Raw genomic sequence first — 25878 nt, forward strand, 5'->3', positions numbered from 1 at the left:
TGGAGATGCAGCTGCCGTCTACGGATCCAATCTGGTTTATCAAGGCACCCTTCGAGCGAGTCGTCACCGAAACGACTGAATGGCTCACTGGACTGGGAGGCAGAAGCTTCACCCGTCTCCGCGAACCGCTCCCGTCCATGCTTCACCACCTCGAACCATGGGCCATGCCTTCGTGGAAGCAGCTCGTGGTGTCGACCTCCTCCGACGAATGGACCGCCGTGTTTACCCAGGGCAGCGATATAGGGACGGCGAATGTTGTCGGCGTACGACTCGACTGCCTCAACATTCGTACGTCCCACCGACCCCACATCACCCGTGATCGGAAGATCGTCAGCTACGGCAGCACTGCGCTCTGGATCCATTCGGGAGCGCGGCACATCCGTTCCATCCAGGCCAGCTATCAGTCCCGTTGGCTATGGACTCTCTTCGGCGATCCGCAACCCTTCGAGAACCTCGATAACTACACAGCAAAGAAGATCCCCGACCGGTTCACGCTTGAGTCCCTGAACGAGTACTGCCGCGCCCTGTCGGTGACGGTCGAAAAGTGAGCCATTGTGACGGTTGAAAACTGAGCCACCTGTTCCAAACGATTGGGTGGGTGATCACAGTGGAGGATTGGGCGCTTATTCGGCGGTTGCATCTTGCCGAGGGTGAATCGATGAGGTCGATAGCGGCGCGGCTGGGTATTTCCCGGAACACCGTAGCGAAAGCGGTCAGTGCCGACGGTCCGCCAACATATGTGCGTGCGCCGCAGGACTCCGGGATCAAGGCCGTGGAACCGGCCATCCGTGCGCTGTTGCGGGAGAACCCGCGGATGCCGGCTACGGTGTTGGCGGAGCGTGTGGGCTGGTCCGGGTCCCCGGCGTGGTTCCGGGAGAACGTGGCCCGGATCCGGCCCGAGTATGCTCCACCGGATCCCGCTGATCGGATCAGTTACGAACCCGGAGACCAGGCCCAGTGCGACTTGTGGTTCCCGGAGGTGCGGATACCCGTCGGGAGCGGGAAGCTTCGGGTTCTGCCGGTATTGGTCATGGTGTGCTCGCATTCGCGGTTCATCATGGCCCGAATGATCCCGTCCCGGATGACCGGGGACCTGCTGGCCGGGATGTGGGCGCTGATCGGGTCCCTGGGTGCGGTTCCGCGCCGGCTGATCTGGGACAACGAAACCGGCATCGGCAGACGGAACAGCTACGCCGCCGGGGTCGCGGCGTTTGCCGGGGTCCTCGCGACCAGGATCGTGCAGGTCAAGCCCTACGATCCGGAGAGCAAGGGCGTGGTGGAGCGGGCCAACCAGTTCCTGGAGACCTCGTTCCTTCCGGGCCGGACCTTCGCCTCGCCGGAGGACTTCAACGCCCAACTTGGCCAGTGGCTGCCCATCGCCAACGCCCGTCTGGTCCGGCGGACCGGTGCCCGGCCCACGGAGCTTCTTGGCCGGGACAAGGCGGGGATGCTGGGACTGCCGCCGGTTCCGCCCGTGACCGGATTCACCGCCAGGGTCCGGCTCCCGCGGGACTACTACGTCCGGATGGGATCCAACGACTACTCCGTCCACCCGCAGGCGATCGGCAGGTTCGTCGATGTCACCGCGGACCTGGAAACAGTCACCATCACCTTGGACGGCCGGGGCGTCGGGAACCACGCAAGATCCTGGGGCGCCGGCCTGACGATCACCGATCCGGACCATGTCGAGGCCGCCCGGACGCTACGGAAAGCCTTCCAAAACCCGGTCCCCGCCGCAGACACGGCCGGGTTGCGGGATTTGGCCGACTACGACCGGGCCTTCAATGTCGTCCTCGATGACGGGCAGGTCGCCTGATGACCGAAGCGAAGGAAACCGCCGGCCAGATCGAGTACTACTCCCGGGCCATGAAGGCACCACGGATCCGCGAAGCAGCAGCCAGGCTCGCGGACCAGGCCCGTGAGAACGGCTGGACCCACGAGGAATACCTCGCCGCGGTCCTCTCACGGGAAGTCGCCGCCCGCGAAGCCTCCGGCGCCGACTCCCGTGCCCGGGCAGCCGGGTTCCCAGCCCGCAAGTCGCTCGAGGACTTCAGCTTCGACCACCAGCCCGGCCTCAAACGCGACACCATCGCGCACCTGGCGACCGGTGCGTTCCTCACAGAGGCCTCCAACATCGTCCTGCTCGGACCGCCCGGGACCGGCAAGACCCACCTCGCAACCGGGCTGGGACTGCGTGCCACCCAGCTGGGCCACCGGGTCCTGTTCGCGACCGCCATCGACTGGGTCGCCCGGCTCCAGTCCGCCCACCAGAGCGGGAGGCTGCCCCAGGAACTGGTCCGGCTGCGCCGCTACGGGCTGATCATCGTCGATGAGGTCGGCTACATCCCGTTTGAACAGGACGCCGCAAATCTGTTTTTCCAGCTCGTCTCCTCACGCTACGAGCACGCCTCCCTGATCCTGACCTCGAACCTGCCGTTCGCCCGCTGGGGAGACGTGTTCGGAGACCAGGTCGTCGCCTCAGCCATGATCGACCGCATCGTCCACCACGCCGAAGTCCTCACACTCAAAGGCTCCAGCTACCGGCTCAGACACACACGGACAGACTCACTGCCCTCGACAAGACCGGAAAATACGGCAGAATAACCAACGTCAACGTGGCTCACTTTTCCACCCACGAAACGGCTCACTTTTCGACCATCACTGACAGCGCCCTCGGCATCGAGCGTGACAACTCAGGTTTCTACGGCCCCGAGGGGTTGCTGGTCGAAGAGGACACTAGTAGCTGGACTCGCAAGCCCAGCCAGGTGAGTAGCACCGAACGGTTGCGCGACACCATCTAAGCCGGTGCACACTGGAGGATCCCTCAGCGGACTTGCCAGTCTAGGCGGGATCAGGGGAGATCCTGAAAGTACTGTGCCACATCGTAGTTGCCGATCAATCTGGCCAGTCCCACGGGGGTCTGCCCTGTCATGTTCGCGTGCAGCGGATCGGCGCCGCGTGAACGCAGCAGATCGATCATCCCGGGCCGCCCGCGAGAGTTGAAGACCGCGACGAAAAGCGGTGTATTGCTGTAGGAATTCATTGGGTCGACCATCGCCCCACCGCTGAGCAGCGCGGCCGCGGCGGCCAGGGCGTATTCCTGCGACGCAAGGTGAAGCGGGGTGAACCCCTGCCTGTCGGACGAATCGGGTGACTCGCCCGCGGCAATCAGTCGGGTCACCTCCACGGCATCATTGATGAGTGCTGCGTAGTGGAGCGGCGAACGACCGGCGGGATCCATGGATACCTCATTTTCGGGATGCTAGGCGGTGGGGGCTGCAATCAGCGTGCTGATCTCCGGGAGCCAGCCTGCACGACAATATCGATTGGCAGTGTTCAAGCTCTCGATGGCTCGCCGGACACCAACGTCGCGAAGCAGCTCTTCGACTTCGCGCGGGGTGGGTGCCGGAGTGGCATGGGCCAGCCCAAGAATCCGGGTCTGGCTTCTGCCTCAGATTTCCCGGCCCTCGTGGATGACCACATTCACGGAGCCTTCTCCAAGGCGAGTCCACGGGAGGCGAGCAAACTCATCCATGCGGTCGTTCGCGTCCTGCAGCGACGACTGGAGTTCATCGCCTTTCCCGTCAATGGCGACAACGAACGGGATTGCCCCCCCAGTGCGCCAGCGATCGGTGATGTTCGGAAGGATTGAAACGAATGAGTCCCCGACGGCCGATGGATTGGTCAGCCCGCGGGCAATCACGAGATACCCGTTGGTGTTTCCGAACCATTCAAGATCAGAGATGAGTGAAACTGCGGCGTCAAGTCCCGCTGTCTTGAAGGGATACATGAACTCCTGAGCGAGGTAGTCCGCAAGAGCTGACCTATCTGGCAGGCCTGTCAGGTCAAGTCGAAAGATCATCATTCCACGCAAGAGGGCGTCATCCTCGAAACGCTCGAACAGGGGCTCGTCAACGCCGAGATGAATGGTGAACGGCTGCGAGAGGTCTATCGCGCTCATGGTCCGATCCGAACAGGTGGGTTGACGTGGTCCCAGCAGTATATGGCGTTCGGGCTGGCTGGATTCTCCTCGATAATTGCCCCAGGGAGGGCCCGTTTGGCGTCCGGTCGGGCGAGCTCCGCTCTTCGTGCTCGCCAGGTCGAAGCAGACCTAACCGTCTTTAAGGGTGACACTTAGCGCTGCGAAAAAGCCGTCACTTATCGCTGCGATCCACACACTTTGGACATCTTGTGCAGACGACTTCGGAAAATGAATACGACAGTTCCTCAGCGACTGCTTAAAGCAAAATATGCATACAAAATTCGAGCAAAAACCCCTAAAAATAGGCGCAAAATAGCTATTTATTCATATGAATAAATGATAGATTTAAGGAGTAGGTCAAGCAGGCGAACCAAACCAAAGTGATACGAAACAAAGGACTGAAATGACCCCCATCTTCTCGTTGCCGCAAACCCCTTCCCGAGCTATTGCCCCAGCCTGCACGGTCACGTGGATGACAAACAGTCGGCACCCTCAGATAACCGTCGTCGTGAACAACACCGATGACCAAGACCACTGGGCAGGCCTGCGCCGCGACAAGCTGGTCCAGGCTGCCATGCACCACAAGGCGGCCTGATGGACACCGAGCGGTTTGCTCTCAGCCCCCGCCGGTTCGACCCTGACCGGGACTGGTTCGGAGAAGAAGCCAACCCTTCCAGAACCATCAACGTCCCCATCATCGACCCCTACCTGGTGGAGCCGGATCCCGCGGCCCCCTGGTACGACACCGAGCACGACAGCCCCGAAACCGAAGACACCACCCTCAGTCCCATCCTCAGGAAGGTCCACATCATGGCCGGCGAAACCATCATCACCGTTATAGGCAACCTCACCACCGACCCAGAACTGCGGTTCACCCCGTCAGGCTCGGCCGTCGCGAACTTCACCGTCGCGTCAACACCGCGCACCTTCGACCGGCAGTCCAATGAATGGAAGGACGGGGAGACCCTGTTCCTCCGCGCATCGGTCTGGCGTGAAGCGGCCGAAAACGTCGCCGAATCCCTCACCAAAGGCATGCGCGTCATCGTCTCAGGCCGGCTGAAGTCCCGTTCGTACGAGACCAAGGAAGGCGAGAAGCGCACCGTTATTGAGCTCGAGGTAGAGGAGGTCGGCCCCAGCCTTCGTTATGCCAAGGCGAAAATCGACCGCACCCAACGCGCTGCCGGCCCCGGCGGTCCCGGAGGCAACGGTTTCGGCGGCCAGGGCGGCACCACCCAGCCCGGCGGCACAAGCCAGTCCCTCCCGCAGGATGACCCGTGGGCCGCGCAGTCCGGCAGCAATGCCGGAGGCTGGGGGAGCGGCCCCGACTCCGAACCGCCGTTCTAACCTTCAAAATCAGTAGTAGGAGTAGTATCGTTACTACTCCTACTACTATTAAGAATTGAAGAGGTGCTTTGATGACGTCGAGCGTGAAGGACCGCGTCTACGCCGCGGCCGAACAGATCAGTGCCGACCGCCGGCCCACCGTGTCCACGGTCCGCGCGGCCGCTGGCGTGAGCAACGCCGACGCCACCCGGTACCTGAAGGAATGGACCGAGGAAAAACAGGCCGCCGGCGGCCAGGTCGCCGCCACCCCCGCGGCCCTGCTGGAACAGGCAGCCCGCCTTGCCGGCGCCTGCTGGGCCGAAGCATCCGCCTTGGCCGCTGAACGCCACGCCGCCGTGGAAGCCCTCTGGGCACAGGAACGCAAAGACAAAGACCAGGAGATCGCCGAGCTCGTCGCCGACCTGGACCAGGCAGCCGCCGACAAAGTCGCCACCGCAGCCGCCCACGCCGACGAGATCACCCGGCTGGAGGCCCAACGGGGCGCATTGGAGCGCCAGCTCGCAGTGATCGGCAAGCAGCTCGAGGATTCCCGGGAAGCCGAGCGGGCCGCCGCCAAGGAAGCAGCGGACGCAGCACGCCGACTGGCAACAGCCGAAGTCCGCGCCACCACCCTTGAACAGGTCCACAACGCCCTGCTGCAGCGCGTCTCCCCGGAGACAAAGGGCGCGGGGGAGTGAGCAAGGCCAAACCCGAGAGCTTTTCCCCGTACTTCGCGACCGTCGACGCCGGCCAGGTCCGGGCGGCCTTCGCGGCCGCCGGCCACCTCGAGGGGTACGCATCCATCTCGGAACTGATCGAGGCCGCCACACTCAAGGAAGTCCGCCGGCTCCAGCGCCGCCACAACAACGGCAAACCCTGGGAACCGCTGCCGCCGGGAAGCGCCCGCACCGGGCGCCGCTCCAAGGAGGAAGAAGCCCGCCACCGGCAGTAACGCCCGCGGCTAAGCCTTTTCCAGGTGTGGCCAAAAACGACCGATATCTCTGTCCCTCGCGTTCAATGCCTAGATGCCGGGGCATTTGCGTTCTGGATAATATCCAGGACGGGGACTGACCACGCCCCGGTTTGCCTCAGGAGAGAGTGTGAAGATCGATGCTTTTAGATGCAGCAATGGCCGGAAACCGGTCTCTGGGAGACCTGTTCGGAATCAGGCGCCCACGAATTTTGAGAAAGAAGAACCGATGAGCCGTATTGAAACTGTGTATGTGGTGAGCGAGCCACAGCCCACGGTCGAGGAATCCGTCAAGCAGCTCGCGCAGCGACTCGACAAGAACCTCAAGGATCTCGTGACTGTGTTCCGGGAAGCAGGGGATCAGCTGTGGACCGCCGAACCTGCCTCGCACACGGTCACTCCGGTTCCCGTCATGGAACGGCGACCGTCCGGGATCATCGGCCATAAGAACGTCCAGGTCACGCGTTACATCGCGTCTGCCCTGGTCATGGTTTCGTTCCAGAAACGAATCGACTGACCGGCCATGAACGCGGCCGAACGGTTTTGGTCCAAGGTGGCCAAGGGGCCAACCCAAGGTGATTGCTGGCTCTGGACCGCCGCAGTCGGAGATGACGGGTACGGCAGGTTCACCCTCAACGCAGATGGCCGTACCATTGCCGTTCGTCCCCACCGCTTCGCCTTCCACTTGCTGCACGGCAGCAACCTGAACGCATTCGGCCCGCTCATGCACACCTGTGATGTGCCGATCTGCGTCCACGCGACTGCTGACGCTTTTACTCACTTGGTGGAAGGAACCAGCCGCAGCAACATGCTCGACAGATTGGCCAAAGGCCGTGACGCGAACGGAAGTTCCTTCCGCTGGCGCGGCCTGGCCCGGGCACAGTTCGCTGCGCGGTCCGTGGCCCTCAGGGACGAAGTCCGCGCCCATGGCTGGGACAGGCCGCAGCGCGTGGCTGCGCTCCTGGCCGGCGTCGATCCCGACGCGCCAACCTTGTTCTGAGGCTGCCGGCCTACGGGGCCGGGTCGCCGTCCGTGGATGCAGCTTCGTCTGCGCGCGGGAGGCCCCTGATCAGGGCCGCCATGCCGCGCACCGCCTCGGGGTCGTCCTCCCAAGAGCTCCCGTCACGCGTGCAGGCACGGAACGTTTTCACGCCAGCATCTTCGGCCGCCTGGTTGAGCTCGACCCAGGCCTTTCCCAAATCCGCAAGCTGTGCGGGTGTCAGCGGCTCGCGCTCCTTGGGCGCGGCAACGGCGGGGGAGGACCCGGCTTCAGTTCGGCGCCGGCCCAGGAAGTCCCGAATTCGCAATTGCTCTCCTTCTGACAAGTCTCAGGACAAAAGCATGCTCGCAGGGCTCGCACCCCTTTCGGGCGTCCACTCCGCAAGCTCCGTGGCCGGCTGTTGGGTGCTGACGGTCCGTCGCAGAGCTCCTGCCCGTCATCACCTGTTTGTCTACGACGATTTCTGGTTGCTGTCCTTATGTTGTTACCGGGAACAGTTCCTCGGCCGTTGTAGGGTCGTGGCTACCCAGGGGAGGAGGGTATGGCTTTGGTTGCTGTGCCGGACATTTTGTGTGACGGCTTCGAAGGATTGGCCGCCCGCCACCCCGCGATGACCCGACCGCTGATTGAGAGACGCGACATGATCGCCGGATAAGGACACGACGGCGCGGTTATCTGCTGGGCCCTAACCCATCCAACAGACTGGAGGCTGTTTTGGCGAAATTGTGGGCCGGAATCGACGCCGGCAAAGCCCATCATCACTGCGTCGTGATCGACGCCGACGGAAACCGGCTGCTCTCCCAACGAGTCCCCAACGACGAACCCGCCCTGCTTCAACTCCTCGCCGGCGTGCTCGAGCTCGCAGACGGAGGCGAGGTGGTGTGGGCGACCGATCTAAACCATGGCGGATCGGCGCTATTGATCGCCCTGCTCGTCGGTCACGGCCAGAACATCCTCTACATCCCGGGCCGGACAGTGCACCACGCCTCCAAAATTTACCGCGGCGAAGGCAAGACAGATGCCAAAGACGCTGCCGTTATCGCCGATCAGGCCCGGATGCGAACTGACCTGCAACCATTACGCGCAGGGGATGAGATCAGCACCGGGCTGCGGCTCCTGACCGCCCGGCGTGCCGATAAGTCCGCGGACCGGGTCAGGGCGATCAACCGTCTCCAGGCCCAACTGCTGGAATACTTCCCCGCACTGGAACGCGCCTTCGACTACAGCCGTTCCAAAGCCGCACTGTTGTTGCTGAGCAAACACCGGACTCCGGACGGGATCCGCCGCGCCGGCCAAGCCAGAATCCACGCCTGGCTGAAGAAGCACGGCGCCCGTTCCTCCGCAGCTGTTGCCGCAGCCGCCGTAGAGGCTGCAAAATCCCAGCACACCATCGTTCCCGCCCAGCACATAGGGGAGGAGATCGTCGCAGCACTCGCGTGGGAAATCCTCACCCTGAACGACGAACTCGCCAAACTCGACGCGCTGATCAGCGAGAAAGTCACCGAACACCAGCACACCGAGGTGCTGTTGAGCATGCCAGGGTTCGGTCCAGTTCTGGCCGCCGAGTTCCTTGGCGCCACCGGCGGTGACCTCACCGTCTTCCAGTCCGCCGACCGGTTCGCCGGCATCGTCGGACTGGCGCCGGCCCCCAGAGACTCAGGGAAAATCAGCGGTAATCACCACAGGCCCAGACGCTATGACCGACGGCTCCTCCGCGTCTTCTACCTCTCCGGGCTCTCCGCTCTGAAGTCCTGTCCCTCCTCGCGCGGCTATTACGACCGCAAACGTGCGGAAGGGAAATCCCACATCCAAGCAATGCTGTCCCTTGCACGACGGCGGCTCAATGTCCTCTGGGCCATGCTCCGCGACGGCACTACCTACAAGCCCGCCTCCGCAGCCACAACAACTACGGCCGCCTGACGTCCGGCGGACTGCGGGCATCGAGAGTTTGGCTATATGGCCGGTGAAGGAAGCCTCCATCTACGGGACGTGGCAAGCACAGAGCCGTTTGGTTCTGCCACCGGGCCGCTCGGTCCGGATCTGCGCTATCGGGGTGACGTCGTGCCCTCTCTCGTGCCGGCTTCGGCAGAGAGGGCACGTCCGTCCTTTCCCGTCGCCCCGATGATCCCGATCTTCGTGCTTTCCCCATGTCAGAGTCCTCATCCGACATCAGGGAGTGCACTGGTCGGGCTAGGACCAGATGTATTCTTCGACGATCGCGCCGTTGAGCCACTTGGCGACGGTTACCATCCGGCCTCCGCCTTCGAACTCTCCGATGACACAGGTCCAATCCCCGGAGCCGAACGCGATCGGGTGGGAGGTGATCTGGGGCGGCGTTCCGCCTGCGGAATCGACATAAGCCTTCATGGCGTCGATATGCTCCTGAATCCCGTGCGTTGGTGGCTGGCCTTTCCAGTCCACGAGCACATCGTCGGTGTGGTGGTGGGCGAACACGCCGTTCCAGTCGGCGTTGTTCCAGCCGGTAAAGTCAAGGTCGTCCATGCCCTTGAGGTTGTTGTTGACCTGGTCATCTTGCATGAGTAGCTTCTTTCCTTGTTGGACCAACAGTTCCCCACCCGGCGGCCGGGTAAGACTTATAGGGGCCGGATCGCCTCAGCGTCGATGTCGATCGCGATGTCCTTGCCCACGAGCAGCCCTCCGGCTTCTTTGAGGAGTTCGAAGGTGAGCCCGAAATCGCGTCGGGTGATCGAGGCATGGGCGTGGAATGCGATCCGGACGTTACCGGAGGCATCGGTCACGGCGCCTCCGAAACGGACGGTGAGTTCGACCGGGCGCGTCACGCCGTGCAACGTCAAGTCTCCCGTTACTTGCCATACCCCTGCGGTCGACTCGAAGGCCGCCGTGCTGCGGAAGGTCATGGTCGGATAATGCCGAACGTCCAGATAATTTTCCGAACGCAGATCGTCGTCGCGCACCGGGTTCAGCGTCGTGAGCGACGAGGTCTCGATGCTGACCTCGACGCTCGACTCCGTCAGGTCATCGGCAACAACGATGGTGCCCTGCACCGCCTCGAACCGGCCCCGCACAGTCCCGACCACGAGGTGCTGGGCGCTGAAAGCGACGAATGTGTGCACCGGGTCGATGTCGAATGTGCCCACCGGAGGGGCGAGAACGTGATTGACAATGCGGCTGTGGTCCCCGCCTGGCCGGTCATTCATGTGCAACTCCCAGAAATGCTCGTCTATCAGCAGTGACCTGGACAAGCTCGTCAGGCAAGACGCTACCCCCGCCCATGCGCAGGCGAAAGAGGGCGCCGGCAGAATGCCCCGTGGAGCGGTCACTCCTGGGGACGCCGGACGAACCCGCCGGGCGAACCGATTCGCCTTTCGCTACGGTCGTCGCGATCTCGTCGACGGAGGGCATTGCCCCTTTCGCTCCATGCCCTGCGCGTGGTACGACATCCATATGTCCCAACATGATGTGTTCACCGGGTTCCCGATTGAAGTCGAGGACGGGAAATCTCGCCGGTGGGGTGCGATATTGGTCAAGGTTGTCTTTGCGATCTTGGTGGTCGGCGCTGTCCTGTCGGCGATTCTCTGGGCGGCCATCAGTAGCGACATGGGCGCATTGATCTTGTCCGCCACGTTTGCGGCCTGCGCTGGCCTGATGGTCATTCGGCAGGCACTTCTGGCAGAGCGAGGGTAGTCCATGCTTGAGCAGGGCATTACCTACAACACGACCATGGCGATGGTCGCAGGTGCCATCATGCTGTTGGTGCTCGTCTTCCTGCGAGTGGTCCAGCAACCTGGTCGCAAAACGATCGACGGATGGGCCTGGATGTTTGCTGCCCTAGGTCTGTTTTTGGCCGTCACCGGCACTCACATGACCCTCACGTGGCCGCTGAAACAGATTCCCGTTCCCGGCGTCCCTTGCTGCGCGGTCGACAACCTCACCTTCGGTGAACCCGCCATGTTCTATGGCTTTCTGGTGTTCTTCGGGGCCATAGCGTTGATGCGTGCCGAGAGAACCGCCGTCGACCGCGGGGCGCAGCTCGAGCTCGTAGCAACCGTCCGGCCGTTCCTGTACGCGGGTGCCTTCGGCGGCATCGGGCTCATCATGATCGCCGTCGCCGGACTCGAGTTCGGAATGTGGCATCCACCTAAGGAGGAACCCATTGCTGGGATGCTGGCGGGCTCCATCCTGGAAGCTCTCTACATGGCGTTCGCCTACACCATCACCGGCGTGGCCGCGATCACGGCCCCGTTCGCTCCAGAGAACCGCCTGGTCGCCAAGGTCTTCGCCGTGTCGTTGTTCATCGCAGGAATGATGTGGCTGTTCCTCAGCATCACCGTCTTCTACGGACACGTCGGTTTTTTCCCACACTAAACGTTGATCTAACAGCAACTAGATTCCCACACAGTCCGCCCACTTGGATGCCTCGGAAAACAACAGTTTTTTGAGACACCGCTCCAGAGCCCGGAGGAGCCGGTCCACTATGCGGGAGAGCAGGGCTCCCTGCGTCTCGAAAACGCGTCTCACCACAAACCGTCTCGACTGTGGCACATCGAGTACATTTCGAGTCAAAATGGCATGGTGAGGCAGCTTGGTTATATGTCATTTTCCGAAGTCGTCTGCACGGAATGTCCAAAGTCGCCTGCACGGCCTCCAAGCCCGTAAGGGGAAGGCTAGGCGGGTGTCGGTTTCCGAAGTCGTCTGCGAGGAAGGTCAGGACTCACCTGCACTCGATACTTCAGTTGTCGTGCGCGTGGTGGAAGGGGTCTTCCACGAAATCAAGGAGGGTTTAGCACAAGGGCCGTTCCGCGGCCAGAGCCGGGTATGGCAGTGTCCGGGGGCGATCCCGGATGGCGGGCGCCGCTCAGTCCTCGAGGTAGGCCGGTGTGAACAGCAGGGTCAGGCCCTCGGCCATGGTGGGGTGGGTGATGATGGCGTCGCGCACGGCGGTGTATTCGGCTCCCGCGAGCATCGCCATCTGGACCACGGCGATGGTTTCGCTGGCTTCGGTGCCCAGCAGCGCCGCACCAAGAATCCGGTTGGTGTCCCGGTCGATCACCGCCTTCCAGATCCCGTCGAGATGTCCCACGGTCCGGGCCCGGGGAATGGCCATGACGGGCATTTTCGCGAGGCGCACGCTGTACCCGGCATCCCGGGCCTGCCGCTCGCTCAGGCCCACGCGGCCCAGCTCAGGGGTGGTGAAGACACAGTAGGGGATGAGCCGCCCGGCGGTGCTGCGCGGCTGCCCGGTGCCGTCCTGCGCCGCCAGGTTGGTCTGCAGCACGCGGTAGTCGTCGTAGGACGCGTGGGTGAACTGGGCGGTGCCGGCGGCGTCCCCGGCGGCCCACACGCCGTCGGCGGTGGTCTGAAGGTATTCGTCGACCCTGATGAAGCCCCGGTCGTCAAGTTCCACGCCGGCAGCTTCGAGGTTCAGGCCCTCGGTCATGGGCCGGCGGCCCGCCGCGACCAGGATGTCAGCGGCATACACGGTCTCCCCCGAAGAGAGCTTGAGCGTCACGGTACCGTCCGGGGCCCGCGTGACCGCTTGTGCCCTGGCCCCCAGCCGCAGGGTGATGCCGGCGTCCGTGAAGTTCTGCGCGACGGCGGCGGCGATGTCCGTGTCCTCGCGGGCCAGCAGTTGGGCGCCGCCCTGGACGATGGTGACTTTTACGCCGATGGTATTGAGCAGGTCCGCGAATTCGCAGCCGACGTATCCGCCGCCGAGGATGATGATGCTCTCCGGCAGGGATTCCAGCTCCAGCAGGGTGTTGCTGGTCTGCACGCCCGACTCCGCCAGGCCGTCGATCGGCGGCAGCAGCGGTTCGGTGCCCAGGTTCAGTACGACGTCGGTGCCGCGCAGGGCGCGCACGCCGCCGTCGTTCAGGGTCACCTCCACCGTCCGGGGCCCGGTGAACTTCGCCTCACCGAGGATGAAGTCCATGCCCGAACCGGTGAAGGCGGCGAACTGGCCCTTCACCATGGTCTCCACGACGTCCTCCTTGCGGTGGCGCAGCAGTTTGAGGTCCATCCGCGGATCTTTGGCCCCGGAAATGCCGAATTCTCCGGCCCGGCGGACCGAGTTCAGGACCCGGCCGCTGTTGATGAGGGTCTTGGTGGGGATGCACGCCACGTTGATGCAGGTCCCGCCGATCATCGAGCGTTCCACCATCGCGACTTTCCGGCCGGATCTGGCCAGGTCCATCGCCAGGGTTTTCCCGGCCTTCCCGCCGCCGACGACGAGCAGGTCAACATCCTCTATCTCCATGCGTTCCTCCTGTAGACGGTGCCCGGACCTGGCGGCCGGGGTCGTGCCTGATTCCCCTTGGCCACGACCGCAATAAGGCCGTCGGATTCAGGGTACCGCCGAGGGTGCGGACCCGGTCCCGCATGGCCGGACCGCCGGCGGCTCCCACTCCCGGTGCCCGGGGTCCGGGCTATCTGGCCGCCGGGGCCACGGCGGCCAGGTGATCGGGCTGTACCGGCGTCGTGTGCTGCCGGAGTGCTGCGGCCTCACCGGTAGAGAGCATTCAGAACCAGCACCCCGCTGGCCGGGCGCAACGTGAAGCGGGACACATTTAGTTGACGCTTCAAGCAACTTTGATAAAATAAATGCATATGCATATAGATGCGTAAATTCGGGAACACCGACGAGCGAGCATCCGCCCACCCGCCCCTGTCCCTCCCCTGAAACACATGGAGAAGACAATGTCACAACGCGTCCTCATCACAGCCGGAGCCAACGGCATCGGCCTGGCCACCGCCAAGGCCTTTGCAGCGGCCGGCGCCCGGGTCCACATCGCCGACATCAACGCCGACGCGGTCGCCGCGGTCACGGCCGGCAACCCGAACATCACCGGCTCCGTCACGGACGTCAGCAACCCCGACGCCGTCGCAGCCCTCTTCGTGGACGTCAAGGCTCAGCTCGGCGGACTGGATGTCCTGATCAACAACGCCGGCATCGCCGGCCCCACCGCCCCGGTGGAGCAGTACGACGCTGCCGCGTTCGCTGCCGTCGTCGGCGTGAACCTGCAGGGCACCTTCAACGTCACCCAGCAGGCGATCTCGCTCCTGAAGGAATCCGACGCAGCTTCCATCGTCACGATGTCCTCCCTGGCCGGCCGCTTCGGCTACCCCAACCGCGTGGCCTACTCCACCACCAAATGGGGCCTCGTGGGCTTCGCCAAGACCCTCGCCATGGAACTGGGCCCGTTCGGCATCACCTCGAACACCATCCACCCGGGCGCGGTGGACGGCCCCCGCATCATGAGCGTCTTCGAAGGCCGTGCCTCCGTCTCCGGCCGCACCGTCCAGGAAGAAATCGACTCCGCCATGGCCAACCAGTCCGTGAAGAAGTTCATCAACCCGGACGACATCGCCGCCCTGATCCTGTTCCTCGCCGGCCCGCACGCCCGCACCATCTCCGGCCAGATGTTCCCCATCGACGCCGACTCGAAAGCTGCAGTCTAATGAGCCCCCGATACCTTGCCGCACAGGCTCCTGCCGTCGCCAGCCCCGCCGGGACAAACGTACCCGCCGCTCCCGTCGCTCCGCCGGCGGGGAGCCTCTGGCGCGGCCGCGTGGTGCTCATTGTGGGCATCGTGCTCCTGGCCATCACCTTGCGCCACGCCGTCACCGGACTGTCCCCGCTGCTGCCGGTGGTCCGGAAAGAAATGGGCCTGGACATCGCCGCCGCCAGCTTCCTGGGCATGCTCCCCACCCTGAGCTTCGGCGTCGCCGGTTTCCTGGCACCCGTACTGATCCGCAGGAGCGGAGCCGAGCTCACGGCGGCCCTGGCCATGGTGCTGGCCGCCGTCGGCACGTTCAGCCGCGCCTTCACGGACAGCGTCCCGCTGTTTTTCGTCCTCAGCGTTGTTGCCCTGTTCGGCATGGGCTTCGGCAACGTCGTGGGCGCCCCGCTGGTCAAGAAATACTTCCCGGACCGCCAGGCGCCCATGCTCACCGTCTTTGCCCTGCTGATGCAGGCAGGCGCCACGTTACCGGCCATGACCGCCGTGCCGCTGGCCAACGCCGGCGGGTGGCAGCTGTCCCTCGCGTCCTGGTCGGTACTGTCCCTGGCCGCGGCTCTGCCCTGGGTGATCCAGCTGGTCCGCATGCGCCGGGCAACGGCTGCCGCCAACAGCACCACTACCGCAACTGTGGCGACGCCGGCCAAGAAACTCGGCGTCGCCCAGCTCATCACCAGCCGCATCGCAGTGGGCACCGCCCTCTTCTACGCCATTGCCTCGTTCAACACCTACGGCATGCTCGCCTGGCTGCCCACCATCCTCAAAGACAGCGGCCTGGCCCTCGGTGACGCCGCCCTCGCATTCTCCGCCTTCACGTTCATGACGCTGCCCATGGCCTTCATCACCCCGATCCTGGCCACCCGGCTCAAAAGGGTCTTCCCGCTTGCCGTGGTTCTGAGCCTGGTGGCCCCCGTGGGTTACCTCGGCCTGATCCTCGTCCCCGGCAAGGCCCTGGTCTGGGCCGTCATCATGGGCCTTGGCGGCGGCGCCTTCCCGCTGGCCATCACCATGTTCAACAAGCGCACCCGCACCGCGGCAGGATCTGCGGCCATCGCCGGGTTCGCCATGGGAATGGGCTACCTCGTCGGAACCCTCGGACCGCTCACCGGCGGTGCACTGTTCTCCGCAACCGGCAGCTGGGTGCCGGCCCTGATCGTCTTCGCCCTCACCGGCGTGCTGATGCTCACCGGCGGCTGGATGATGACACCCAAGGACCGTTACCTCGAAGACAAATTCACCCCTCGTGATGCAAAGGAAGAAAACTAGCATGGCTGAGCTCCGATCAAACCAAAAGATCGCCGTCGTCGGCACCGGTGTCATTGGTGCCAGCTGGGCGGCCTATTTCCTGGCCCAGGGTTTCACCGTTGCGGCATCCGATCCTGCTGAAGGTGCCGAGGGCCGGCTGCGCGAATGGGTTGCCGGCTTCTGGCCCGCCTTGGAGACGCTCGGGCTCGCCGAGGGAGCATCCCGGGATAACTTGAGCTTCAGCAGCGATGTAGCCGATGCCGTAGCAGGCGCTGTGTTCATCCAGGAAAACGGACCCGAGCGGCTTGAGATCAAGCGGGCCATCCTCGCCGGAATCGAGGCTGCGGCCCAGGCCGATGCCATCATCGCGACGTCCTCGTCAGGGCTGCTGATCAGCGAGGCGCAGGCCGGCGCCAAGCACCCCGAGCGGATCGTCCTCGGCCACCCGTTCAACCCGCCGCACCTGATCCCGCTGGTCGAGGTACTGGGAGGCGCCCGGACGAGCGAAGAGAACGTGCAGAAGGCGCTCGACTTCTACACCCGTGTTGGCAAGCGCCCCATCCGGATCAACAAGGAAGTCAAGGGCCACGTGGCCAACCGCCTGCAGGTGGCCCTCTGGCGCGAGGCTTTCTCGCTCGTCGAAAACGGGGTCGTATCGGTCGCCGACATCGACACCGCGATCTCGCAGGGACCGGGACTCCGGTGGGCCTTGCTGGGTCCGTTCCTGAACCTGCACGCTTCCGGAGGCGAGGGCGGCATCACGCACGTGCTGGAACACATCGGGCCCGCCCAGCGCGAATGGGCCCGCGACCTGGGCGAGTACCCGGAAACCGACGACTACATCGGGCTCATGGCCGCCGGTGTGGACGAGGAACTGCAGGGATACGACTTCGCCGAGACCCTCCGCACCCGTGACCGGCTCCTCATCGAGCTGATCGGAGCCAAGAAGCAGGCGCCCCAGCTGCCATAGCCAACCAAGCCCGGTGGCCGGCCTTCGCCGGCCGCCCTGGCTTGTACCTATCCTGCTGACGGGCACGGCACAGAGGACTTTGAACGTCTCGTGCAGACAACGTCGGAAAGCGACAGCCCCCTTGTCGGATTCCTACAATGTCCCAAGGCCTGCCCACATCCTAGGAAGTGGAACGCCCAAGCATGCCCCTTCGAAAAATAGCGACACACCCCGATTTTTCGTTCCACAACTATCTTCTTTCAGACGTCCCGCGATGAGCGTGCAGGATAAGTATCGGTGGGTACAGTGGGTCCAATGGATATTGGGTACGCCCGCGTCTCGACCGCGAAACAGGACCTTGACCGGCAGATCGACGCACTGCGCGGCGAGAGGATCCCCGCCAAACATATCTATGTGGACAAGAAATCCGGATCCACGACCAACCGGCCCGGACTGCATGAAACCCTCGACCAGGCACGCGATGGAGACGTTATCGTGGTGCACACCCTGGACCGGTTGGGCCGTACCGTCCGGGACACCCTGAACCTCATCCACGACCTGGGAGCCCGCGGTGTCGGGGTCAGGAACCTGGCCGACCCGATCCGGGTTGATTCAGCCAATCCAGAAGATCCCATGTCGCAGCTGGCAGTTGTGATGCTCGCGCTCTTCGGCCAGATGGAACGAACCTACGCGATCGAACGCGCAGCCCACGCGCGTGCCGTCGCTGTTGCCAAAGGCAAAAGGATCGGCCGGCCCAGCGTGATCGATCCAGCGAAGCTTGCCGATGCCGCCCACCTTCGCGACCAGGAAAATCAGTCCATCTCCGAGATCGTCGAAGCCACGGGTATCACCCGCTCCAGCCTCTACCGTTACCTGCCGCCCCGTCCGCCGGAGACGCTGACCGCCGAGACCCAGCCGAACGCCTAAAGTCCCGAACGTCCGTGGCGGTTCGTGCAGGCGACTTCAGACAGAATGACGGTTGGTGCAGACGACTTCGAACGCTTCCGTGTCAGGAGTCGTCTGCATAAGCCCCGTACTTCCGCGGGATCCAGTGCAGACGACTTCTGCAACTGACAGTTACACGCGAGTGAGTACTTCGAGCCAGGATGCCGAACTGCAGCTGGACGCGCTTGTCGCCGCCGGTGTGCAGAAGCGCGACGTCTTCGCCGACGTGACCTCCGGGAACAAGACGGCGGGCGCATGATGCTGAACATGCTCGCCACCCTCGCCGAGTATGAGCGCGAGCTGACCGTCGAGCGGGTCACCCCCGGCATCGCCGCCGCGAGGCAGAATGGCACACGCTTCGGCCGGCCGGTGTCCGACCCAGCCGTCATCGCCGACAAGCTGGCGATCGCCCAGGACGCCCGCGCGAAGGGACGCACCGCAGAAGACGCCGCCCGCCTCGTCGGCTGGAGCCGCGCAACGCTCCACCACCACCAGCAAGCCCTCGCTGCACGCGAGCGCACCACAATATAGGTGCTCCTGAACGGCGGGTGACGGACGCCCTCGTTTCCCGGCTCCGCCCAGGTAGCGCCCGAGTCAGGCCCTCGGACCTCGCTGCGCTCGGGCTGTAGAAGCTCTCTTTTCTTTTTTGCTGCTGTCCTGCGGATCGTACGTGCCCGCTCCACCGGCTCAACCGTCCTGCGGACGGCAGCCCAGCGGATGCCTTGTGTCGGCGCTTCGCTTATTTCCTCCCGCAATCCATCCGCTGCTTGCCCTTCGGGTTGTCCCGGCTTCGTCGGGCACAGCTACGCGTTGCTCCGCCAGCAGCCAAAAAACAAACGGGGGAGAAGGGGCGCTGGCCGGTCACCTGAGCCGCCCCCGCCCACCGAATCCTCAGCAAAGGACAAAAGAAGCCATGAACACCGAAGACCGCACCGCACGTGCCGCCCTGACCCGCCTGTTCGAACCCGGCGACATCGTGGGCCGGGCGTTGGTGGCTAAACACGGCGCGCACGCAGCGCTGAGGATTGCCATCGGCGCCCGTCCCGCCCAGCCGTTCTGGGAGGTCACGGCCGAGGAGCTGGCCGAAGCGCTGAGCCGCTGGGCACCGCGCATCCACGACCTTGACCCGGAGAAAGACCTTATCGCCATCGAACGCCTGGGCGGCGGTTTCCTTGTCCCCGGCGACGAGCACTGGCCGACAGGTCTGGATGACCTTCCCGACGCCCCGTGGGGCCTCTGGTACCGGGGCAACCTCAGCACCGGGATCCCGGCGCCGTCCCGGTGCGCCGCGGTGACGGGCTCACGTGACAGCACCAGCTACGGCGCATTCGTCACCGGAGAGATCGCCTATGGGCTGGCGCAGCGCGGAATCTGCGTCATCGCCGGCCTTGCCTACGGCATCGACGCCCACGCCCACCGCGCCGCGCTGGCCGGAAGCCAGGGCGACGGACCGGCGACCATCGCGGTGCTCGGAGGGGGCCTTGATCGGGACTACCCGTCCGGGAACGCGGACCTCGCGGCCGCGATCCGTGCCAACGGCCTGACGCTCTCCGAGCTGCCGCCCGGAACAGCACCGACCCGGCGCAGGTTCCTGCAAAGGAACCGCATCATCGCCGCCCTCGCAGGGGTCACCTGCGTGGTCGAGGCCCGCTGGCGTTCCGGTGCCCTGAACACCGCGCACCACGCCGAAACCATCGCCCGGCATGTCGCCGCCGTTCCGGGCAGCGTCCACAGCGCCAACTCGGCCGGATGCCACCGGCTCCTGAAAGAAGGCGGCGCGGTGCTGGTGACCGACGCGGCCGAACTCACCGAACTGCTCGCCAGCTAAGCCCGGGAGAGGTGGCCGGTCTCTTGTCTAGGCCGGTCACCGCTGGCGGTCCGCCGCCCGGGGCCGGTCTTGCCGGGTGGTTGCCGGCGGCGGACCGCCGTTCGGCGCGAAGGGACCCGCGCGGCTCACCTGCTGCCGGCGGCAAGCCCTGGGCGCGGACCCCCGGGCGACCGGTCGGGCCAGGGGAAGTGCATGCTCGCAGGGCTCGCACCGATAGCGGGCGTCCGCTGCCGCGGCCGGCTGTTGGGCCCGGCCCCGGCGTCGCAGAGCTCCGCCGTCCCCGGACCTGTATGTCTACGACGTCTTTTGGCTGCTGTCCTGACGGATTGTACGTGTCCGCTCCGGCCCGTCTAGCCCCTCCTTCGTCGGGGCCTGCGGCCCGCAGAATCGGCTCCGGCGCTCCTTCGTCGCTGACTTCCTCCGCAGATTCCACGGTCCTTGCCTGCGGTAGACAGGCCTCCGTCGGCCACAGCTCGCAAGCTTCGCCAGCAGCCAAAAAACAACGGGGGAGAAGGGGAGCTGGCCGGTCACCTGAGCCGCCCCACCCACCGGAATCCTCAGCAAAGGACTTACAACCATGAACGACGCAATCCGCATTTCCAGCCCCGCCGACATCCTCGGCTTCATCCCGCACACGCTCGGGTTCGCTCCCCGGGAGTCCTTCGTATTCCTGACCCTGCAAGGGAACACCCTCGGCGCCACACTGCGCGTCGACGCACCCCAGTCCGGCGATCCCGTCGGGTTCGCACGGTCCATGGTGGACTACCTCGCAGTGGACGCGCAGGCCACCTCGGTCCTGCTGGCCGTCTACACGGACGGCGCACCGGCCGCCGCGGCGCCCCGCCCGTTCCACGACCACGTCGAGGCCGTGATTCAGGAACTGGAGATCGCAGGAACTCCGCTGAAAGACGCGTGGCTGGTCACCTCCGAGCACTGGCAGAACCTGCTGTGTGACAGGGACGCCGGGTGCTGCCTGCCCGAACCGCTGGAATCCATCACCGACGGGCAACTCAACGCAGAACTGATCTTCCGGGGGAGCAGCTACCAAAAGGAACCCGGCACCACCTACGCGCCGTTTACCGGTCCGACGGACACCGCCGAGCAGATCCGCGAAGCCCTGCCCGGAGTATTCGCCGGAGAGCTGAACACCGGCCGGACACTGTGGGCCGATGCCCTCACCGGGGACGGCTGGACCGACCCGGCAACCGCGGTGGAGCTGCTGGCATGCTTTCAGCGCCCGGATCTGCGCGACGTGATGTTCTGCAACGTCATCGATCCGGAACAGCCCGACGCGGAGGGGAGCGGGGACCTGCTGATCGGGCAGGGAATCACGCCGGACTGGAACCGGGTCAACCGGGCACAGGATGCGGCACGGCTCCTGATCGACGCGGCGCCGGAAGGCTACCGTGCACCGCTGCTGACCCTGATCGGCTGGCTGGCATACCTCAAAGGCCGGTCATCGGTGGCCGGAGACCATTTCACCCTCGCGATCGCAGACACCCCCGGCTACCGGCTCGCTGAGCTGATGGAACAGCTGGTAAACCGGGGAACCATCGCCCCGGTCGCGCAGGACGCAGCCACCGCCTATAAGAGGAACCGCTAGGACAAAGGGGGCCGGACCGGCAACGGTTCCGGCCCCCTGCGCGGTGGCGGCCTCCCCCGCTGGCGCTCCTCCGGCCGCCGATCAACGCTGACGCGGGCGAAGCAACATGAGCGAGGCAAAGGACTGCCGCCGGGATACAGTGAGAAGGCAACGGACCCCACTCACGCCACGGAGCAGAACCTTGAGCCACGACTTCATCCTCACGGACGACGACGCCGCACCCGCCGGCGCCACCCACGCCCAGGACGTGCTCGAGCTGTCCCTGCTGACCATGGCTCAGGGTCCCTCCGCCGTTGACATTTCCTGGGAAGAATCCCCGCTGGACTAATTACTCCGCAGCGACGACGCTGCCCCACAAGTTTCCTTTTGCTGAGGGAAAAACAGAGGCCGGCCCTAAAAGGGCCGGCCTCACCCTTTTAATAACACTGCCTCACCTGTTAATAACACTGCCTCACCTGTCATGGCCCTGCCGGCCATGATGCAGCGGGCGCACCGAGAGGAAAGGTCCTCGCTGCGCTCGGGCTGTAGAAGCGTTTTTTCTGTTTTTTGCTGCTGTCCTGCGGATCGTACGTGCCCGCTCCACCGGCTCAACCGTCCTGCGGACGGCAGCGCACCGGATGGACTGTGTCGGCGCTGCGCTTATTTCCTCCCACAACCCATCCACTGCTTGCCCTTCGGGTTGCCCCGGCTCCGTCGGGCACAGCTACGCGATGCTCCGCCAGCAGCCAAAAACATGGTGGGGGAGAGGTGACAACCGGTGCGTCCGGCGCCCGCCCCGCCCGAGCGAAACGGAGCATCACCTTATGAGCACAGAAACCATGACCGACACGACGACCTGCGATACCGTCGAACCGGTCGCCGCCCCGGTCCTGCCCGCCGACGACCGGTCAGGGGACCGACTGGATGGACACCCTCAACGGCACCCTCTGGTCGGTGCTGCCGAAGTGGGGCAGCGAAGGGTGGGACGCCGGATCCTGGCCCTACATCGTCTTCGCCGTCGCCCGCACCCGCGATCGGAACGGGGAACTGTTCGGCTACGGAACCGACGTCGAAGGCGACACCACAAACCACTGGTTCCGCTCCCAAGACGCCTGCTTCGAAGCCATCACCGCCGAGGTGTTCTACCACTGGACCTCGGGCCAGTTCGAAGGCCCGGACAACCTCCCCGACACCGCGGACCGCTTGCCCGCGCTGAGGACCGGAAGCCCTGCCCCGACTGGACTATATAGGGGCCTAACCAACACAGCGCTCCTTTACTCATCCTCGAGTAAAGGAGCGCCTCCCGGACTGAACGTACATCCCCGACGCCGTGAAAGACATAGATCGCCCGGCGCGCAGGCCGCTGTTGATATTTTCCGGGCTCCGCGAGCCTCTCCCAGATAGGGGAGCGGAGATTCCATCCGGCAGAACCTCAATGGGAGACTGCAACGCCGCCGGAAGTGACCGTTGACAACATCATTGAGATTCCTTCGGATTCTAGGCGTCCGCTCCACCCCGTCTAGCCCCTCCTTCGTCGGGGCCTGCAGGGCAGGAATTTCCCTCCGGCGCTCCTTCGTCGCTGATTTCCTTGAGGGAATTTCCCGCCCCTTGCCCTGCGGGTAGACAGGGCTCCGTCGGCCGCCGAGCAAGCGAGCTTGCCAGCAACCAAAAAACAACGGGGGGAGAGGGGAAGCTGGCAGGTCACCTCAGCCGCCCCACCCACCGGAATCCTCTGCACAAGGAGCAACACCATGATTGAAAAACTGAACCTGACCGGTCCCGCTGACCTGTTGGCAACCATCCCGCATCTGCTGGGAGTGAAGCCCTCCGAGTCGTTCGTGGTCCTCACAGCCCGTGCCGGTGCCCTCGGCGCCACCTTGCGGGTGGACGCACCCGAACACGCCGAGCCACTGGACTACGCGCAGACCCTGACCAGCCACGCAAGCAATGACGCGCAGGCAACGGCGTCCTACATCGTCGTTTACACCGACGAGGACCCCGACGGCTGCCCGTACGCCGCGCACGTCGCCGCGCTGGCGAACGAGCTGGCCGCAGCCCGGATGCCCGTGCGGAACGTGTGGCTCGTGACGTCCTGCCACTGGGCAGATTTCGGCACGGACGAACAATACCCGTTGGAGCAGATCACCGACAGCCAAGCCAACGCGTCACTGACCTACTTCGGCAGCGCCACGGACGTGGACGTCTACAACCCCGAACTCCTTGGCACCTGGGCCATGCGTGTGGAAGCACCTGCAGGCAGCGAACAAGACATCGAGGACGCATGCTCCGCGTGGGCCGCCGTGCTGGAGGGCACCGAGACCCCCGACCCCGAGACGGCCCGGAACCTCGCGGCGGCCTTCCAGCACAAACTGGTCAGGGACTTCCTGTTCCGCGAGACCATCACCACCCACAACGGCGACTTCGCCGACGTCATGCTCGGGAAGTTCACAGGACGACCGGACTGGGACCGGGTGGACCGCGCCGAAGCCACTGCCTTCGACCTGATGAAAGCAGTTCCCGCGGGCCAGCGCGCACCGATGCTGACCCTGATGGGGTGGCTGGAATGGCTCAAAGGCAACGGCACCCAAGCACACCGCTACCTGAAGCACGCGGCCACGGACATACCCGGGTTCCGGCTGGCAGTCCTGCTGCGGGAACTGATCAACCGCGGCTCGGTCGCAGATGTCGCCCGCGACCCTGAAACCTCCTAAAAGCGCCGCATCATCTAAACGGTATGGGCCGGGTCCGGATCACCACGATCCAGTCCCGGCCCTTCCCGGTGGCGGGGCGGCCTCCCCCGCTTCGCTCCTCCGGCCGCCTGACGCTCGCGCGGGCGAAGCCAGGAAACCCGGCAAGCGTGTAGAAACCGCGGCTACAGTGAACCAACGAACACTGCACCGACCAAGGGAGCGCGAGCATGGGAACCGAATACATCCTGACCGACGACGACAAGCCGGACACCGACCCCAGCCTGGCCGAAGACGTCATCGAAATTCGTCTGCTCACCGCCGGCGAACCAACGGGGCCAGCTGATTTCGGCTGGGCCCAGGAACACCACAACTTCTAAGCATCATGCAGCGGGACGCTGCACACCAGACTTCCTTTGCAGAGGGAAGCGACGAAGGGCCGGCCACTGAAGTGCCGACCCTTCCTGGTTACTGGTCTAAGGTTGGTTCCTCAGTCTGCGAGGAACCGAGTCAGCGTATGGGCAGTGTCCACAGCGAGAAGTGCATGGGATGATGCCAAACCAGCTGGGTGCTCAGCTTTGCCGTGGCCCGACCCTACCCTGTTCCGAAGTTCACCCAAATTCTGTACCAATGCCACCTGGCTGCTGATGAGTTTGATGAGCGCTCCGTCTGTCGAACCAAGAGCCTTGTCGATGCTTTGGTCAGCGAGAAGCGGGCGTAGGACCTTCCACCAGTCGCTCAAATCCGGGGTAGTTTTCGTGGGGGCCACGCCGTGCTTCACTGAGAGTGCCTTGAAGGTCGCCTCAACGATTTCCTTCGAAGCCCCTATTGCGCTCGAGATCTCCGACCGTGTCCGGCGCGTACGCATTTGTCGCAGGTGACCGTCGATGATCGAGTCTGCAACCAACCCGCGCAGATGGGGCCAACCGCCCGGGGCATCGCGTATCGCGGGCGCAACATCTTCATTTTCCCCAAGATCGCGAAGCGAACCCGTGAGCTCGAGGACTCGCGCTCGGATGTCTGCGGTGAGTTTGATCAGACTCTGCTCGACTGATCCGGGGTCGGCGTTGCTTGCCGCTAGAGGTGGCGGGTCACCGAGGGCTTGGTAACTCCTGAAACGATCCTGGGTGAATATTCGCATCGCCGCATCATTTACGTCAGCGACCCACCTGTGGATCTTGTCGAAGGCGCGGTTTTTTCGTTGGTCAATAAACATTCCTAGGGCGATGTCGTGGTCACGACGCGCCTCTGGGCTGAAGAGTGTTCGAAATGACGTCAGAGATGGCGAACTCTGGTTCCCTGCCAGCAGCTCTTCGTTGCGATCTTCTGAAGTCTGCGCTTGGCGGAGGTAGTAAGGAACAGCCTCATGCAGGAAGACGAGGTGTTGCACGCCCAAGCGGACGAGCGCGCGTATCCGTTTGATTCGATCCTCTAGCAGCCAGTCATCATCAATGGTCACGAGCCGTTCCTTCACCAACCACCGAAGCCGGCGCCATCGGTACATTCGTCTTGCTCTGCAATAGATCTCTTCCTCACCGCTGTGGCGTTCGACTTACGCCTCCTAAGGGGCGTCCCCTGCACAGCATGCCATGTACCCGCATATCGGTCATCCGCCGGTCACGGCGTCGGTGCAGGGGAAGTCGGGATGAAAAGTAGAACGTGGGCCGCAGTCCACTTCCCCCAGAGCCCGCCCCCGTGAAGGTCCTCATCGTTATCGGTCATAAACGACCCTTTGTGCCTGTAGGGACTGGGATGCCCGACCGCCCTCTCGAAAAGCGCTTTTGGCGATGCTACTCTGTTTCACAACTCGACTACGAAATCTATGAAGGTGCTGTTAGTCAAAACTTCGTGAACGACGGTTTTGAATG

The 25878-nt window shown here is 64.2% G+C and carries 29 protein-coding genes and 1 pseudogene; 23 read left to right on the forward strand and 7 right to left on the reverse strand.

The features are described 5' to 3' along the window. Window positions 1-5 precede the first annotated feature (5 nt). The 3 genes from ACSVHC_RS00340 to istB are packed head-to-tail and all read left to right on the forward strand — an operon-like array spanning window position 6 to window position 2604. On the forward strand, window positions 6-548 hold the full coding sequence (locus ACSVHC_RS00340) for a hypothetical protein (protein WP_439180273.1): 543 nt from the start codon (window positions 6-8) through the stop codon (window positions 546-548). Between the two features lie 50 nt (window positions 549-598). Continuing rightward, window positions 599-1816, forward strand: a complete 1218-nt coding sequence (gene istA, locus ACSVHC_RS00345) for an IS21 family transposase (RefSeq protein WP_439180275.1) — start codon at window positions 599-601, stop codon at window positions 1814-1816. Continuing rightward, window positions 1816-2604 (forward strand): IS21-like element helper ATPase IstB, encoded by a 789-nt coding sequence (istB, locus tag ACSVHC_RS00350; RefSeq protein ID WP_439180277.1) that lies wholly within the window; start codon window positions 1816-1818, stop codon window positions 2602-2604. The genes istA and istB overlap by 1 nt, the downstream gene beginning before the upstream one ends. Window positions 2605-2851: 247 nt before the next feature. On the opposite strand, the gene ACSVHC_RS00355 is transcribed toward istB, so the two are convergent. Both ACSVHC_RS00355 and ACSVHC_RS00360 read right to left on the reverse strand, forming a co-directional pair. Continuing rightward, window positions 2852-3241 carry an ankyrin repeat domain-containing protein gene (locus ACSVHC_RS00355; protein WP_439180278.1) on the reverse strand — a complete coding sequence of 130 codons (390 nt, stop codon included), beginning with the start codon at window positions 3239-3241 and terminating at the stop codon, window positions 2852-2854. Window positions 3242-3451: 210 nt separating this feature from the next. After that, the gene (locus tag ACSVHC_RS00360) at window positions 3452-3961 is read right to left on the reverse strand and encodes a hypothetical protein (RefSeq protein ID WP_439180280.1); all 510 of its coding nucleotides are present in this window, start codon (window positions 3959-3961) and stop codon (window positions 3452-3454) included. Window positions 3962-4454: 493 nt separating this feature from the next. On the opposite strand from ACSVHC_RS00360, the gene ACSVHC_RS00365 reads away from it, so the two are divergent. The 6 genes from ACSVHC_RS00365 to ACSVHC_RS00390 all read left to right on the forward strand — a co-directional run bounded on the left by ACSVHC_RS00365 (window position 4455) and on the right by ACSVHC_RS00390 (window position 7275). Beyond that, window positions 4455-4577 carry a hypothetical protein gene (locus ACSVHC_RS00365; RefSeq protein ID WP_439180281.1) on the forward strand — a complete coding sequence of 41 codons (123 nt, stop codon included), beginning with the start codon at window positions 4455-4457 and terminating at the stop codon, window positions 4575-4577. 215 nt (window positions 4578-4792) lie between these two features. After that, a complete protein-coding gene (locus tag ACSVHC_RS00370) occupies window positions 4793-5326 on the forward strand; it encodes a single-stranded DNA-binding protein (protein ID WP_439180387.1) in 534 nt (177 codons plus the stop codon). Window positions 5327-5397: 71 nt separating this feature from the next. Further along, window positions 5398-6003 (forward strand): DNA-binding protein, encoded by a 606-nt coding sequence (locus tag ACSVHC_RS00375; RefSeq protein ID WP_439180282.1) that lies wholly within the window; start codon window positions 5398-5400, stop codon window positions 6001-6003. Further along, on the forward strand, window positions 6000-6257 hold the full coding sequence (locus ACSVHC_RS00380; RefSeq protein WP_439180283.1) for a ParB family protein: 258 nt from the start codon (window positions 6000-6002) through the stop codon (window positions 6255-6257). The genes ACSVHC_RS00375 and ACSVHC_RS00380 overlap by 4 nt, the downstream gene beginning before the upstream one ends. A 247-nt stretch (window positions 6258-6504) precedes the next feature. Further along, window positions 6505-6792, forward strand: a complete 288-nt coding sequence (locus ACSVHC_RS00385) for a hypothetical protein (protein ID WP_439180285.1) — start codon at window positions 6505-6507, stop codon at window positions 6790-6792. 6 nt (window positions 6793-6798) lie between these two features. Continuing rightward, window positions 6799-7275 carry a hypothetical protein gene (locus tag ACSVHC_RS00390; RefSeq protein ID WP_439180286.1) on the forward strand — a complete coding sequence of 159 codons (477 nt, stop codon included), beginning with the start codon at window positions 6799-6801 and terminating at the stop codon, window positions 7273-7275. A gap of 10 nt (window positions 7276-7285) precedes the next feature. Here ACSVHC_RS00390 and ACSVHC_RS00395 read toward each other — a convergent pair whose 3' ends face one another. Further along, on the reverse strand, window positions 7286-7582 hold the full coding sequence (locus ACSVHC_RS00395; RefSeq protein ID WP_439180287.1) for a hypothetical protein: 297 nt from the start codon (window positions 7580-7582) through the stop codon (window positions 7286-7288). Between the two features lie 407 nt (window positions 7583-7989). Between ACSVHC_RS00395 and ACSVHC_RS00400 the strand changes: the two genes are divergently transcribed. Next, the gene (locus tag ACSVHC_RS00400) at window positions 7990-9195 is read left to right on the forward strand and encodes an IS110 family RNA-guided transposase (protein WP_439180288.1); all 1206 of its coding nucleotides are present in this window, start codon (window positions 7990-7992) and stop codon (window positions 9193-9195) included. A gap of 270 nt (window positions 9196-9465) precedes the next feature. Here ACSVHC_RS00400 and ACSVHC_RS00405 read toward each other — a convergent pair whose 3' ends face one another. Then, window positions 9466-9813, reverse strand: coding sequence for a nuclear transport factor 2 family protein (locus tag ACSVHC_RS00405; protein WP_439180289.1), 348 nt, complete (start codon window positions 9811-9813; stop codon window positions 9466-9468). A 56-nt stretch (window positions 9814-9869) separates the two neighbouring features. Next, window positions 9870-10454: a YceI family protein gene (locus ACSVHC_RS00410; RefSeq protein ID WP_439180290.1), complete on the reverse strand. Its 585-nt coding sequence runs from the start codon at window positions 10452-10454 to the stop codon at window positions 9870-9872. Window positions 10455-10701: 247 nt separating this feature from the next. Between ACSVHC_RS00410 and ACSVHC_RS00415 the strand changes: the two genes are divergently transcribed. Continuing rightward, window positions 10702-10941 (forward strand): hypothetical protein, encoded by a 240-nt coding sequence (locus tag ACSVHC_RS00415; RefSeq protein ID WP_439180291.1) that lies wholly within the window; start codon window positions 10702-10704, stop codon window positions 10939-10941. Window positions 10942-10944: 3 nt separating this feature from the next. Then, window positions 10945-11622, forward strand: coding sequence for a DUF981 family protein (locus ACSVHC_RS00420; protein ID WP_439180292.1), 678 nt, complete (start codon window positions 10945-10947; stop codon window positions 11620-11622). Window positions 11623-12112: 490 nt separating this feature from the next. Here the strand turns inward: ACSVHC_RS00420 and ACSVHC_RS00425 are convergent, their stop codons facing one another. Continuing rightward, window positions 12113-13513, reverse strand: a complete 1401-nt coding sequence (locus tag ACSVHC_RS00425) for a dihydrolipoyl dehydrogenase family protein (RefSeq protein WP_439180293.1) — start codon at window positions 13511-13513, stop codon at window positions 12113-12115. 440 nt (window positions 13514-13953) lie between these two features. Here ACSVHC_RS00425 and ACSVHC_RS00430 point away from each other — a divergent pair, with 440 nt between their 5' ends. The 11 genes and pseudogenes from ACSVHC_RS00430 to ACSVHC_RS00480 all read left to right on the forward strand — a co-directional run bounded on the left by ACSVHC_RS00430 (window position 13954) and on the right by ACSVHC_RS00480 (window position 24390). Beyond that, complete coding sequence (locus tag ACSVHC_RS00430) at window positions 13954-14715, forward strand: SDR family oxidoreductase (protein ID WP_439180294.1); 762 nt, start codon at window positions 13954-13956, stop codon at window positions 14713-14715. Beyond that, window positions 14715-16040: an MFS transporter gene (locus tag ACSVHC_RS00435; RefSeq protein WP_439180295.1), complete on the forward strand. Its 1326-nt coding sequence runs from the start codon at window positions 14715-14717 to the stop codon at window positions 16038-16040. The genes ACSVHC_RS00430 and ACSVHC_RS00435 overlap by 1 nt, the downstream gene beginning before the upstream one ends. A gap of 1 nt (window position 16041) precedes the next feature. Further along, the gene (locus ACSVHC_RS00440) at window positions 16042-16989 is read left to right on the forward strand and encodes a 3-hydroxyacyl-CoA dehydrogenase NAD-binding domain-containing protein (protein WP_439180296.1); all 948 of its coding nucleotides are present in this window, start codon (window positions 16042-16044) and stop codon (window positions 16987-16989) included. A gap of 294 nt (window positions 16990-17283) precedes the next feature. Further along, window positions 17284-17895 carry a recombinase family protein gene (locus tag ACSVHC_RS00445; protein ID WP_439180297.1) on the forward strand — a complete coding sequence of 204 codons (612 nt, stop codon included), beginning with the start codon at window positions 17284-17286 and terminating at the stop codon, window positions 17893-17895. Window positions 17896-18019: 124 nt separating this feature from the next. Next, a pseudogene (locus tag ACSVHC_RS00450) lies at window positions 18020-18444 on the forward strand (recombinase family protein). 382 nt (window positions 18445-18826) lie between these two features. After that, the gene (dprA, locus tag ACSVHC_RS00455) at window positions 18827-19741 is read left to right on the forward strand and encodes a DNA-processing protein DprA (protein ID WP_439180298.1); all 915 of its coding nucleotides are present in this window, start codon (window positions 18827-18829) and stop codon (window positions 19739-19741) included. Window positions 19742-20318: 577 nt separating this feature from the next. Next, window positions 20319-21344, forward strand: coding sequence for a DUF4192 domain-containing protein (locus ACSVHC_RS00460; RefSeq protein ID WP_439180299.1), 1026 nt, complete (start codon window positions 20319-20321; stop codon window positions 21342-21344). Window positions 21345-21525: 181 nt separating this feature from the next. Beyond that, window positions 21526-21672 (forward strand): hypothetical protein, encoded by a 147-nt coding sequence (locus tag ACSVHC_RS00465; RefSeq protein ID WP_439180300.1) that lies wholly within the window; start codon window positions 21526-21528, stop codon window positions 21670-21672. A gap of 575 nt (window positions 21673-22247) precedes the next feature. Further along, window positions 22248-22727, forward strand: coding sequence for a hypothetical protein (locus ACSVHC_RS00470; RefSeq protein ID WP_439180301.1), 480 nt, complete (start codon window positions 22248-22250; stop codon window positions 22725-22727). Window positions 22728-23074: 347 nt separating this feature from the next. Beyond that, complete coding sequence (locus ACSVHC_RS00475; protein ID WP_439180302.1) at window positions 23075-24034, forward strand: DUF4192 family protein; 960 nt, start codon at window positions 23075-23077, stop codon at window positions 24032-24034. A 206-nt stretch (window positions 24035-24240) separates the two neighbouring features. Continuing rightward, window positions 24241-24390, forward strand: coding sequence for a hypothetical protein (locus ACSVHC_RS00480; RefSeq protein WP_439180304.1), 150 nt, complete (start codon window positions 24241-24243; stop codon window positions 24388-24390). 110 nt (window positions 24391-24500) lie between these two features. On the opposite strand, the gene ACSVHC_RS00485 is transcribed toward ACSVHC_RS00480, so the two are convergent. Continuing rightward, window positions 24501-25469: an abortive infection family protein gene (locus tag ACSVHC_RS00485; protein WP_439180305.1), complete on the reverse strand. Its 969-nt coding sequence runs from the start codon at window positions 25467-25469 to the stop codon at window positions 24501-24503. Between the last annotated feature and the right edge of the window lie 409 nt (window positions 25470-25878).

It is taken from the genome of Arthrobacter sp. KNU-44, assembly GCF_051843155.1.
Lineage (GTDB): Bacteria > Actinomycetota > Actinomycetes > Actinomycetales > Micrococcaceae > Arthrobacter.

Bases quoted from the DNA above. Each gene is read 5' to 3' on its own strand.
- ACSVHC_RS00340 (WP_439180273.1), top strand. From the start codon at position 6: ATGCAGCTGCCGTCTACGGATCCAATCTGGTTTATCAAGGCACCCTTC.
- istB (WP_439180277.1), top strand. From the start codon at position 1,816: ATGACCGAAGCGAAGGAAACCGCCGGCCAGATCGAGTACTACTCCCGG.
- ACSVHC_RS00355 (WP_439180278.1), bottom strand. From the start codon at position 3,241: ATGGATCCCGCCGGTCGTTCGCCGCTCCACTACGCAGCACTCATCAAT.
- ACSVHC_RS00360 (WP_439180280.1), bottom strand. From the start codon at position 3,961: ATGAGCGCGATAGACCTCTCGCAGCCGTTCACCATTCATCTCGGCGTT.
- ACSVHC_RS00365 (WP_439180281.1), top strand. From the start codon at position 4,455: ATGACAAACAGTCGGCACCCTCAGATAACCGTCGTCGTGAACAACACC.
- ACSVHC_RS00370 (WP_439180387.1), top strand. From the start codon at position 4,793: ATGGCCGGCGAAACCATCATCACCGTTATAGGCAACCTCACCACCGAC.
- ACSVHC_RS00375 (WP_439180282.1), top strand. From the start codon at position 5,398: ATGACGTCGAGCGTGAAGGACCGCGTCTACGCCGCGGCCGAACAGATC.
- ACSVHC_RS00385 (WP_439180285.1), top strand. From the start codon at position 6,505: ATGAGCCGTATTGAAACTGTGTATGTGGTGAGCGAGCCACAGCCCACG.
- ACSVHC_RS00390 (WP_439180286.1), top strand. From the start codon at position 6,799: ATGAACGCGGCCGAACGGTTTTGGTCCAAGGTGGCCAAGGGGCCAACC.
- ACSVHC_RS00405 (WP_439180289.1), bottom strand. From the start codon at position 9,813: ATGCAAGATGACCAGGTCAACAACAACCTCAAGGGCATGGACGACCTT.
- ACSVHC_RS00410 (WP_439180290.1), bottom strand. From the start codon at position 10,454: ATGAATGACCGGCCAGGCGGGGACCACAGCCGCATTGTCAATCACGTT.
- ACSVHC_RS00415 (WP_439180291.1), top strand. From the start codon at position 10,702: ATGTCCCAACATGATGTGTTCACCGGGTTCCCGATTGAAGTCGAGGAC.
- ACSVHC_RS00420 (WP_439180292.1), top strand. From the start codon at position 10,945: ATGCTTGAGCAGGGCATTACCTACAACACGACCATGGCGATGGTCGCA.
- ACSVHC_RS00425 (WP_439180293.1), bottom strand. From the start codon at position 13,513: ATGGAGATAGAGGATGTTGACCTGCTCGTCGTCGGCGGCGGGAAGGCC.
- ACSVHC_RS00430 (WP_439180294.1), top strand. From the start codon at position 13,954: ATGTCACAACGCGTCCTCATCACAGCCGGAGCCAACGGCATCGGCCTG.
- ACSVHC_RS00435 (WP_439180295.1), top strand. From the start codon at position 14,715: ATGAGCCCCCGATACCTTGCCGCACAGGCTCCTGCCGTCGCCAGCCCC.
- ACSVHC_RS00440 (WP_439180296.1), top strand. From the start codon at position 16,042: ATGGCTGAGCTCCGATCAAACCAAAAGATCGCCGTCGTCGGCACCGGT.
- ACSVHC_RS00445 (WP_439180297.1), top strand. From the start codon at position 17,284: ATGGATATTGGGTACGCCCGCGTCTCGACCGCGAAACAGGACCTTGAC.
- dprA (WP_439180298.1), top strand. From the start codon at position 18,827: ATGAACACCGAAGACCGCACCGCACGTGCCGCCCTGACCCGCCTGTTC.
- ACSVHC_RS00460 (WP_439180299.1), top strand. From the start codon at position 20,319: ATGAACGACGCAATCCGCATTTCCAGCCCCGCCGACATCCTCGGCTTC.
- ACSVHC_RS00470 (WP_439180301.1), top strand. From the start codon at position 22,248: ATGGACACCCTCAACGGCACCCTCTGGTCGGTGCTGCCGAAGTGGGGC.
- ACSVHC_RS00475 (WP_439180302.1), top strand. From the start codon at position 23,075: ATGATTGAAAAACTGAACCTGACCGGTCCCGCTGACCTGTTGGCAACC.
- ACSVHC_RS00480 (WP_439180304.1), top strand. From the start codon at position 24,241: ATGGGAACCGAATACATCCTGACCGACGACGACAAGCCGGACACCGAC.